The organism is Nodosilinea sp. LEGE 07088, assembly GCF_015207395.1.
In the GTDB taxonomy this organism is placed as follows: Bacteria; Cyanobacteriota; Cyanobacteriia; order Phormidesmidales; family Phormidesmidaceae; genus Nodosilinea.
The window spans coordinates 1-9643 of record NZ_JADEWX010000199.1 but is presented as its reverse complement, the minus strand read 5'-3'; the positions used below and the strand labels follow the sequence as shown (position 1 = coordinate 9643).

General features: G+C 58.3%; 10 protein-coding genes and 1 pseudogene. 4 read left to right on the top strand and 7 right to left on the bottom strand.

Annotated elements, in window-relative coordinates:
- Nucleotides 1-57: 57 nt before the first annotated feature.
- The 6 genes from IQ254_RS26905 to IQ254_RS26880 all read right to left on the bottom strand — a co-directional run bounded on the left by IQ254_RS26905 (nucleotide 58) and on the right by IQ254_RS26880 (nucleotide 5412).
- On the bottom strand, nucleotides 58-540 hold the full coding sequence (locus tag IQ254_RS26905) for a peptidoglycan-binding protein (protein ID WP_193969230.1): 483 nt from the start codon (nucleotides 538-540) through the stop codon (nucleotides 58-60).
- Between the two features lie 119 nt (nucleotides 541-659).
- The gene (locus IQ254_RS26900) at nucleotides 660-2204 is read right to left on the bottom strand and encodes an ABC transporter ATP-binding protein (RefSeq protein WP_193969229.1); all 1545 of its coding nucleotides are present in this window, start codon (nucleotides 2202-2204) and stop codon (nucleotides 660-662) included.
- 139 nt (nucleotides 2205-2343) lie between these two features.
- A complete protein-coding gene (cobD, locus tag IQ254_RS26895; RefSeq protein ID WP_193969228.1) occupies nucleotides 2344-3468 on the bottom strand; it encodes a threonine-phosphate decarboxylase CobD in 1125 nt (374 codons plus the stop codon).
- A gap of 8 nt (nucleotides 3469-3476) precedes the next feature.
- Complete coding sequence (locus IQ254_RS26890) at nucleotides 3477-3770, bottom strand: HU family DNA-binding protein (protein WP_193969227.1); 294 nt, start codon at nucleotides 3768-3770, stop codon at nucleotides 3477-3479.
- Between the two features lie 269 nt (nucleotides 3771-4039).
- Nucleotides 4040-5074, bottom strand: coding sequence for an oxygen-dependent coproporphyrinogen oxidase (gene hemF, locus IQ254_RS26885; protein WP_193969226.1), 1035 nt, complete (start codon nucleotides 5072-5074; stop codon nucleotides 4040-4042).
- 143 nt (nucleotides 5075-5217) lie between these two features.
- On the bottom strand, nucleotides 5218-5412 hold the full coding sequence (locus tag IQ254_RS26880) for a hypothetical protein (RefSeq protein WP_193969225.1): 195 nt from the start codon (nucleotides 5410-5412) through the stop codon (nucleotides 5218-5220).
- Nucleotides 5413-5452: 40 nt separating this feature from the next.
- On the opposite strand from IQ254_RS26880, the gene IQ254_RS26875 reads away from it, so the two are divergent.
- The 4 genes from IQ254_RS26875 (at nucleotide 5453) to rodA (ending at nucleotide 9246) form a co-directional block, all read left to right on the top strand.
- The gene (locus tag IQ254_RS26875; RefSeq protein WP_193969232.1) at nucleotides 5453-5941 is read left to right on the top strand and encodes an SRPBCC family protein; all 489 of its coding nucleotides are present in this window, start codon (nucleotides 5453-5455) and stop codon (nucleotides 5939-5941) included.
- A gap of 95 nt (nucleotides 5942-6036) precedes the next feature.
- A complete protein-coding gene (locus IQ254_RS26870; RefSeq protein ID WP_228041134.1) occupies nucleotides 6037-6774 on the top strand; it encodes a LysE family translocator in 738 nt (245 codons plus the stop codon).
- Between the two features lie 134 nt (nucleotides 6775-6908).
- Complete coding sequence (locus IQ254_RS26865) at nucleotides 6909-7973, top strand: Mrp/NBP35 family ATP-binding protein (protein ID WP_193969224.1); 1065 nt, start codon at nucleotides 6909-6911, stop codon at nucleotides 7971-7973.
- Nucleotides 7974-7983: 10 nt separating this feature from the next.
- Nucleotides 7984-9246, top strand: coding sequence for a rod shape-determining protein RodA (gene rodA, locus IQ254_RS26860; protein ID WP_193969223.1), 1263 nt, complete (start codon nucleotides 7984-7986; stop codon nucleotides 9244-9246).
- Between the two features lie 162 nt (nucleotides 9247-9408).
- Here rodA and IQ254_RS26855 read toward each other — a convergent pair.
- Nucleotides 9409-9643, bottom strand: a pseudogene (locus IQ254_RS26855) (AtzE family amidohydrolase); the annotation flags it as partial.

Genomic DNA, 9643 nt, shown 5'->3' with positions numbered 1-9643 from the left:
AGCCCCCCTAGCCCCCCTAGCCCTAAGGAATAGTATCTAAACTTGCGCCGTGGAGTACTAGCCCTCTACCTGGTGGGAGCTTTGAAACTGCCGCAGGGCACGCTGGGTTTTAGGCCCGGCTACCCCATCTACGGGGCCGGGGTCATAGCCTCGCTGGGCTAGTCGCTGTTGCACTTGGCGAGTACCTTCAGCCAGGCTTTCGTCAAGCTCTTGCAGTAGCTCAAGAGCGTCGTCGCTGGGGCTGGCAGCATGGGTGAGATCGAGCATTTCCCGCAGCCGGGACTTAAGATTTTCGTTGACCGAGGCGTAGACCCGAGTCGCGTTGCCCAACCCAATGGCGTGATCGATAAAGTGGTCAGCTTCGTTAATCCAGAAGTCGAGGCGGCCGTCGGTCTCAGCCTGGGCCAGCAACTCGTCCATACGCTGACTTTCGGCATCGCTGAGACTAGGGCAGGTAGCCAGTTGACAATACTCTCGCACTAGCTCCAGGCAGTGGGCATCGGCAATACCTGGAATACGATGCGCTAACGGTGCACCCATGGTCTAACTCGCATGTGTCGTTATAGAAGTACTACACCTAGCTGGGTGTAGTTACGGACTAGATTTGTAGTTTACCCGGTTGCTAGCACCTACAGCGAGGGGAGAACCCCCTTATTAGACTAGTGGCCCGCCATTTTGTGGCCAATGTCGGTAAGGTTGGCCTGCTCGACGCTACTCTCGTAGGTAAAATGGCCGTCGCTGATGACAATAATGCGATCGCTGAGGGCCAGTAGCTCATCGAGGTCTTCGCTCACCAGCAACACTGCGACCCCTCGGTTGCGGGCTTCGACAATGGCGTTGTGAATCTGATCGACAGCCTGAAAATCGAGGCCAAAGCAGGGGTTGGCGGCCATCAGCAGGTTAATGTCGGGGGAAGATAACTCCCGCGCCAGCACGGCTCGCTGTACATTGCCCCCCGACAGGTTTTGAATCGGGGTTTCGGGAGATGGCGTTTTAACCGAGAAGGCCGCGATCAATCCCTGGGCGGCCTCGCGAATAGCCCTGAGCATCAGCCATAGGCGACCGCGAGCCTGGGGGGGGCGATCAAAGGTGCGCAGGGCCATATTCTCGGCCACCGACATGGTGGGGACACAGGCGTTGCGCAGGGGTTCTTCGGGCAGGGCAAAAACGCCGTGGCGCACCATTTCGCTACGGGTAGCTCGGTAGGGCTCGCCATTGATACAAACCTGGCCAGTGGCCAGCGATCGCTGGCCCGCCAGCACTTCCACCAGCTCTCGCTGGCCGTTGCCCGAGACGCCGGCAATGCCAACGATTTCGCCACTGCTGACGGTCAGTTCGAGGGGCCCAAAGGCAGGCAAACCGTTGTCTTTGAGTGCAGTCAGACCGCTCACCGCCAGCACTGGCTTGCCTGTGGCAAAGGCAGTCTTATCGACGGCTTTAGTGGTGCGATCGGCCCCCAGCATCATCCGGGCCATGTCGGCCACGGTGAGGTCGGCCACGGCCCCATTGCCCGCCAAGTGACCCTTGCGCAGCACCGTGACCTCGTCGGTAAAGGCGGTCACCTCACGAAACTTGTGGGTGATCAGCAGCACGCTGAGGTGCCCAGCCTTGACCTCCTGCCGCAGCAGCCCCAGCACTTCATCGGCCTCATCGGGGGTGAGCACCGAGGTGGGCTCGTCGAGAATGAGAATACGGCTCTTTAAGTAGAGCTGTTTGAGAATTTCGAGCTTTTGCTTTTGCCCCGCCGCCAGCTGCCCGACCGGCATATCTAGAGCGATCTGAAAGGGCGATCGCGCCATGAAATCGTTCAGCGCCGCGTATTCTTGCTTCCAGTTGATGGTTTGGGCGGTGTCGTAGCGGCTGAGTACCAGATTTTCGGCCACGGTCATGGCGGGCACCGAGGTAAAGTGCTGATACACCATGCCAATGCCACACCCGTGGGCATCCTTGGGGCTTTTGATCGGATGCCGCTGATCGTTGACCAGAATTTCACCGGCGGTAGGGGCGTAGAACCCCATGATGCACTTCACCAGGGTGCTCTTACCGGCCCCATTTTCACCCAGCAGACCATGGAAGGTGCCGGGTGTAAGGGTGAGTGTGACATCATTTAGGGCAACCAGCGTGCCAAACCGCTTGGTCATATTCATCACCTTGAGTTCTGGGGGCGACTCTAGGTGCAACGGAGAGGGCGCAGTGACAGTCATAGGTGGCAGATCAAAAAGAACATCTGGGTAGCAGCGGCCAGAGCATCAGGCTTGGCGAGTTGAGTCCTTCGGTCCCAGGGGTGAGATATCTCAGAGATATCGAGATCGACCCCTGTGCCCAATTTCGATATTTGAGGCATCATACCTCCATCGCTTGAGTTAAAGCTGTTAACAAGCGCTCATTTTCGGACGACCCGCGCACGGCCACCCGAAAATAACCGTCGCCCAATTCTGCAAAACTTAAACAGTCACGAATCAGCACGCGATCGCGGCGCAGTAAATGCGCCTGCAGGGCCGTCGCCGAGCGATTGGTTTTGACTAGAAGATAGTTGGCAGCTCCGGCCAGGGGCGATAGCCCTGGCATCTGGCGCAGCCCGTCAAATAGGGCCTGACGAGCCGGGGGAAGCCACCGCCAGGTGCGGGTTTGAAACTCAGTGTCTTGTACCGCCGCGATCGCCGCCGCCGCCGCCAAAACATTAACTGGCCAGGGGTCGCGCCAACGCTGCCAGCGAGCGAGCCGATCGGGGTGTCCCAGGGCATAGCCGATGCGCAGACCCGGCAGCGTATAAAACTTGGTCAGCGATCGCAGAATCACCAAATTGGGATAGCGATCGAGATGCCCAATCAAAGACTGCTGGCGATCGGGCGGCACAAAATCCATAAAGGCCTCATCCACAATGACCGTGGCAAAGCGCTCCAGCAGCGGCTCTAGCCAGTCTATGGAAAAGAGCGCCCCCGTCGGATTGTGGGGATTGTTGACGAGCAGGCTGGCTCCTTCAGGCGCAGGCCAGGCCTCTGCTAAGCCTAAAAAGGGGTTGGTCGGCTGGGCTAGGGGCAGCGGCCAAGGGTAAAGGGGCACGCCAACGGCATTGAAGGCACGGCTATAGTCGCCAAAGGCAGGGGTCAAGAGGTAGCACCCCCCCAGGGCACCGGTTGCGGCGACGTCTGCGGCCACATCCCGAGCCGCCCAGGTGAGCAATTCGGCGGCCCCGTTACCCGGCAGCACCCAGTCGATAGCAACCCGGTGATGGTCGGCCAGCGCCCGGCGCAGGGCGGTGTACTGGGGGTCGGGATAGTGGCTCAGCTGCTCCAGTGCTGTGGCCATCGCCTGCACCACAGTGCCAGGCGGCCCGAGCGGGCTAATGCTGGCCGAGAAGTCTAAAAGAGAATCGGGGGAACAGCCAGCGATCGCAGCCGCCCAGGCTAGATTTCCCCCGTGAATCGGTCGAATTAAAGGCGTGTGAGTAGACGATAGCTGGCTCAAGGGAGTAGTTACTTTGGCCCCACCTTTTCTTTGAACAGCTTACCAGCGGAGAATGCGGGCACCTTAGTTGCCGGAATTACCATGGTGTCGCCGGTTTTGGGGTTGCGGCCTTCGCGCTCTTTACGCTCACGGCGTTCAAAAGAGCCAAACCCTACCAGGGTGACCTTTTCGCCCGATGCAACGGCTTCCATGATGGCATCAATAGTGGCGGTAATTACCGAATCCACATCTTTTTTGGTCATGGCTTTATCGCCAGCAGAGGCCTTCTCAGCCACCTTATCAACGAGTTCAGCTTTGTTCATATCTGTCTCCTATGGGAAATAGAGCGTGGGGGGAATAGCGACCAGCTGACAGTAGCCAGAATGGCTGAAACCCCTGTCAATCCAGAATTTCACTGCCCCATTCTAAGGGCAACCCTCGAAAAGTGGATCGCCAAAAGCTTTAATTTATGTGGATTTGGGGTTTTTTTAAGAAAAATAACGAGCTAAACAGCCAGGATAACCTGCGCAAAACAACCCTTGGCAATCGTCGAAAGCCTTGACCCATAAGCACCGTAGAGCTTGGCACCCATCTAAGCCACCGGATCGCCCGTCCAGTTGACCCAGTCTTGGGGCTTAAGAAATACGTCGTACAGGCGCGTTTCAGGGCTATCGGGGCTGGGAGTGTAGCCATATTCCCAGCGCACCAGGGGCGGTAGCGACATCAAAATCGACTCGGTGCGCCCGTTGGTTTGGAGCCCAAAAATAGTCCCCCGGTCGTACACCAGGTTGAACTCCACGTAGCGACCCCGGCGATAGAGCTGAAACTGTCGCTGATGGTCGCTGTACTCTAGGCCACTGCGGCGCTCCACAATGGGTACGTAGGCAGGTAAGAACGCATTGCCGCAGTCGCGGGCGAAGTTGAACAGATCCTCCCAGTTGCGGGGGGGCAACTCGCCAATGGTCTGACTGGCTTGGTCAGCAGATTTACCCGCATCAGGGCCCCGATACAGCAGGCCCTGGCCATCTTGGTAGTCAAAGAAAATGCCGCCGACCCCGCGCGTTTCACCCCGGTGTTTGAGGTAAAAGTACTCGTCGCACCAGGGCTTAAACACCGAGTAGTAGTGGGGATGATGGCGATCGCAGGTGGCTTTAAGCGTCTGGTGAAAATGCACCACATCCTCATCGAAGGGATAGTACGGGGTGAGGTCGATGCCACCGCCAAACCACCACACCGGCCCGGCCTCAAAATAGCGGTAGTTGAGGTGTACCGTGGGCACGTAGGGGTTGCGGGGGTGCAGCACCATGGAGGTGCCAGTGGCATAAAACCGATGGCCGGCCGCCTCTGGCCGCTGCACCAAGATCGACGGTGGCAGGTGGTCGCCCCACACCTCTGAGAAATTGACGCCGCCCTGCTCAAAAATTTTGCCCTGCTTAATCACCCGAGACCGCCCGCCACCGCCCTCGGGTCGTTCCCAAGCGTCTTGTTGAAACTGGGCCCCGCCGTCAAGCATCTCTAGCTGTTGACAGATGCTGTCTTGCAGCTGCTTGAGCATACTGCTGATGCGATCGCGCGACTCGGCCGGAGGTGCGGTGGTAGCGGGCTTAGATACAGGGGAGGTGGTCATGGGCGTTGGAAGAATCTGGAAAACAATTGTTATATCGGCACCGGGATGAATATGTCACACTGTGGAATGGTTTTAGCCTACGGGAGAGCAATCCACACCATGGACATTTTCGCCTAGGGATAACGGGCGAAGGCCCAGCCTCCCTACGCTACCGTGAAACCATACCCAACACCCCACACATCTCCCAGGTTGAGAAAAATGTTTAGAAATGTAGCTAATTGCCTGGGGTGACCCAGCAGTTCCCCAACGCCATTGCCATGACCGTCTTGTTCCCCCCGTTCCTCTGCCATCACCTCCGATCGCAGCCCGGGGCGGCTAGCAACAGAGGATATTGCCATGTTTAGAACCTGGTCATTTCCGCGTCCGTTTATCACCCTGATGCGGCTCATTCACCACTGGGTGCAGGTGCAGCGGCAGCTCGAAAAGTCCTACCTGACGGTGAGCACCGCTTCGGTAGACACCCTCTGGCAGCTGATTATGGATCTGACCGATGTCTCCTGGCATCCGCTACTGACCAGCACCAACGCGCCTCTAGGGCTAAAGCCCAAGCCCGGGCTGATCTACCGAGCCTTTACCCGCCTCTGCCCGGTGCCGGTGAAGATTTTTGTAGAACGGGTGCAGCCCCATGAACTGATCAGTGTGCGAGTGCTGCCCATTCCTGGTCTAGAAGAGCGGGTGACCTATCAGCTCAAATCGACGGTGCGGGGCACTCAAATTTCTTACTCAGTGACCCTGCGGGGCTGGCTGTCGCCTTTGGCCTGGTCGCTGCTACGTCCCTATGCGGCCCGAGTGGCCTCTGCCCTAGCCGAAGCCGCCGAACATCCGGCATCCCTCAGTGGGCCTAACTCTGGCTTTCAGGCCTGGTAGTCTGTTAGTGAGCCCAGTCATGACGTTGGCCGTTGGAGACTGTGGCTGATTGGGAAATAAACCCGCCAATAAGGCATTCTCTCTAAATCCAAGCCATGGAAAAGCTGATCGCAATCCTGGCCGTCGTGGTGTGTCTTGCGGGCTGCGATCGGGCAGCTACCAAGACTCGCAATATCCTCATGGCCAAGTTAGAGTCACCGGTTGAAACCATTGATCTTGCCGATATTGGCCCACCCAATTGGGAGCGCCTGTGTGTTCTGAGCCCATACTCCACAAATGAGAACGCAAGCTCGACGCTCGGATTCGATTGGGACGTTGAGGGCAAAACTGGGATCGAGAGTCGTGATGATGTCTATGTTCTTGTTTTTGTCGATCAAGGCAACGTTCTCTCCCATGTTGAAATCCCGCGTCAAGAGCGAGAACTCATCAATTCGTCTATTTCATGCTTGGAACGAGCTGACAGCATTATTGTCTGGTCAGCCGACGACGGCTGGAGCGTCTTACCCGCGGCTCCCCGCGCTGGTCTGGTGAAAATCTTCTTACAGGCTATTCTCACCAATCTGCTCAACCCTAAGGCGGCACTGTTTTTCCTCGCCTTTATTCCTCAGTTCATCGACCCTGCTGCTGGCCCTATGGCCCTACAGACCTTGCGGTTAGGAGTGATTGTGGCGGCGGCTTCTAGCCTGTGGCTGGCGCTAATTGCGGCCATGGTCGCCACCGCTGGGCAAAACCTGCGCCGCCATCCGCGAGTGGTCGCCTTGCAGCGCTGGATCACGGGCAGTCTGTTTGTGGGGCTGGGGCTGAGACTGGCGATCGCAGACTCCAGCGATTGAGCGATCGCGAGCGAACTCAAGGCTAGTAGTGAACCTTAGGCAGATGTGCTGGATCGGGTCAGCGCCCCTTAAGATGGTTGGATAACCCGATGACCTTTTGCGGTGGCTGTCCTAGCCAACCTATTCTCAGCCCCATGACTTTAACGTTAGATTCTGACTCCGTGCTGGAAGTACTGCGCCCGGTACAAGACCCAGAGCTGCAAAAAAGCCTGGTGGAACTCAATATGATTCGCAATGTGGCGATCGCCGATGGCGACGTCAGCTTCACCCTGGTGCTGACGACTCCAGCCTGCCCCCTGCGGGAATTCATCGTCGAAGACTGCGAAAAGGCCGTGCGCACCCTGCCAGGGGTTGGGGCTGTCAACGTTGAGGTGACCGCCGAAACGCCCCAGCAAAAATCCCTGCCCGATCGCACCGGCATCAACGGCGTCAAAAATATCATTGCGGTCTCTAGCGGCAAAGGCGGCGTGGGTAAGAGCACCGTGGCCGTCAACCTGGCGGTTTCCCTGGCCCAAGCCGGGGCGGCGGTGGGCCTGATCGACGCCGACATCTACGGCCCCAACGCCCCGATCATGATGGGCCTCACCGATGCCCAGGTGGTGGTCAAGCAGGGCGAGGTGCTCGAGCCCACCTTTAACCACGGCGTCAAAATGGTGTCGATGGGGTTTTTAATCGATCGCGACCAGCCCGTGATCTGGCGTGGCCCCATGCTTAACGGCATTATTCGCCAGTTTCTCTACCAGGTGGAGTGGGGTGAGCTGGACTATCTAGTGGTCGATCTGCCGCCCGGTACCGGCGATGCCCAGCTCACCCTGGCCCAGGCGGTGCCCATGGCCGGAGCGGTGATTGTATCTACGCCTCAGTCGGTGGCCATTTCCGACGCCCGCCGGGGCCTAAAGATGTTTCAGCAGCTCCAGGTGCCGGTGCTGGGCATTGTTGAAAACATGAGCGTGTTTATTCCCCCCGATGCGCCGGAGAAGCGCTACGACATTTTTGGCTCGGGCGGCGGCAAAACCCTAGCGGCCGAATTGGGCCTGCCGGTGCTGGGCTGCATTCCCCTGGAGATGGCGGTGCGCGAGGGCGGCGATGCGGGTATTCCCATCGTGGTGCAGCATCCCGACTCTGAGTCGGCCAAAGCACTGCGGGCCATGGCTGAACAGGTGGCCGCTAAGGTCTCGATGGCAGCCCTGGCGTCCTAGGAGGTGAGCCATGTTCGTTAACGACATGCAAAAGCAGTGGCGCTTGATAGCGGCTGGGTGGCAAGGGCTGGATTGGGTGCTGCTGGCGCTGCCAGTGGCCCTGACGAGCTTTGGCGCGATCGTCATTAACAGCACCCAGATCAACACTCACACCGTAGCCTACGGTCTCAACCACGCAATTTTAGGCTTAATTGGCTTAGTACTGGCCCTGTGGATCTCCCGCATTCGCTACGAAAACTTGCTCAACTGGCAGTGGATTATCTATGCCGCCGTCAATTTGCTCTTGGTCGCCGTCATGTTTGTGGGCACGGTGGGGGGCGGTGCCCAGAGCTGGCTCAGTGTAGGCGGATTTTATGTGCAGCCCTCGGAGTTTGCCAAGCTCAGCATCATTATTATGCTGGCGGCCATGCTCAGCCGCCGCGATGCCTCCAGTTTATGGGGGGTAGCCAGAATTCTGGCAGTGATTGTGCCGCCCTGGATCTTGGTGTTTTTGCAGCCAGACTTGGGCACCTCACTGGTGTTTGGAGCCATTACCCTCGGCATGCTCTACTGGGCTAACTGCAACCCCGGCTGGCTAGTGCTGTTTGTGTCGCCCTTGGTGGCCGCTATTTTATTTCACCTGGTGCTACCCGGCTGGCTCGGGTGGAGCCTGGCGATGGGGCTGATTGCCTGGTTTACGTTGCCCTGGCGCTGGTTTAGTACGGCCACGGCCACGGCCATAAACCTGGTGTCGGGTAAGCTGGGCGACATCGTTTGGGGGTTGCTGCAAGACTACCAAAAAGACCGCCTAGTGCTTTTTCTCGACCCTGACAAAGACCCGCTGGGCGGGGGGTATCACCTGATTCAGTCGCGGATTGCAATCGGGGCGGGCAAGCTCTGGGGCCAAGGGCTGGGCCAAGGATCGCAAACTCAACTCAACTTTATTCCTGAGCAGCATACCGACTTCATTTTTTCGGCGGTGGGGGAAGAGTGGGGTTTTGTGGGAGCAATGGTGGTGATTGCCGTCTACTGGTTGCTATGCTTTCGCCTGGTGATCATTGCCCAAAATGCCAAGGATGACTTCGGCTCGCTGCTGGTGATTGGCGTGCTGTCGATGATTGTGTTTCAGGTGACGATCAATATTGGCATGACCATCGGCCTGGCCCCCATCACGGGCATCCCCCTGCCCTGGCTCAGCTACGGGCGAGCGGCGCTGCTGACCAACTTTATTGCTCTGGGCATGGTGGAATCGGTGGTGAACTTTCGCCATCGGCTCAAGTTTACAGATTCCTAGAACGTCGGTACAGAAACCCGGTTGCTCGGCCAGAATGCCGGTCATGCCGTTAGCGCAGCGACCAAGAAACCGGGGTTTGAGCCATACTGGGCCGGTGCCCTAGGACTGGCGGGCAGACGTGGAACCTGCTCGTCAGCCCCTCTGCCCTGTAAAGCTCTCAAACTACTGACAGCCAACATGGCCCCGGGCCTCAAGCCAGGCGGCGACCCGGAATAGGCTCGCTTCCCGATAGGGGGCGGCAGCCAGCTGAATGCCGACCGGCAGCTGACCAGGACGGTGAATGGGTACGGAAATCACCGGCAGACCGATGAAGGATAGCGGCTGGGTGTAGAACCCGAGGTGGGGGCGCAGGGGGTAGGCAACGCCATCGATTGCTAGGGTGGTTTGGTCGAGGGGG

Excerpts from the sequence above, each read along its gene's own strand:
- IQ254_RS26905 (WP_193969230.1), bottom strand. The coding sequence starts at position 540 with ATGGGTGCACCGTTAGCGCATCGTATTCCAGGTATTGCCGATGCCCAC.
- IQ254_RS26900 (WP_193969229.1), bottom strand. The coding sequence starts at position 2,204 with ATGACTGTCACTGCGCCCTCTCCGTTGCACCTAGAGTCGCCCCCAGAA.
- IQ254_RS26890 (WP_193969227.1), bottom strand. The coding sequence starts at position 3,770 with ATGAACAAAGCTGAACTCGTTGATAAGGTGGCTGAGAAGGCCTCTGCT.
- hemF (WP_193969226.1), bottom strand. The coding sequence starts at position 5,074 with ATGACCACCTCCCCTGTATCTAAGCCCGCTACCACCGCACCTCCGGCC.
- IQ254_RS26880 (WP_193969225.1), bottom strand. The coding sequence starts at position 5,412 with ATGGCAATATCCTCTGTTGCTAGCCGCCCCGGGCTGCGATCGGAGGTG.
- IQ254_RS26875 (WP_193969232.1), top strand. The coding sequence starts at position 5,453 with ATGCGGCTCATTCACCACTGGGTGCAGGTGCAGCGGCAGCTCGAAAAG.
- IQ254_RS26870 (WP_228041134.1), top strand. The coding sequence starts at position 6,037 with ATGGAAAAGCTGATCGCAATCCTGGCCGTCGTGGTGTGTCTTGCGGGC.
- IQ254_RS26865 (WP_193969224.1), top strand. The coding sequence starts at position 6,909 with ATGACTTTAACGTTAGATTCTGACTCCGTGCTGGAAGTACTGCGCCCG.
- rodA (WP_193969223.1), top strand. The coding sequence starts at position 7,984 with ATGTTCGTTAACGACATGCAAAAGCAGTGGCGCTTGATAGCGGCTGGG.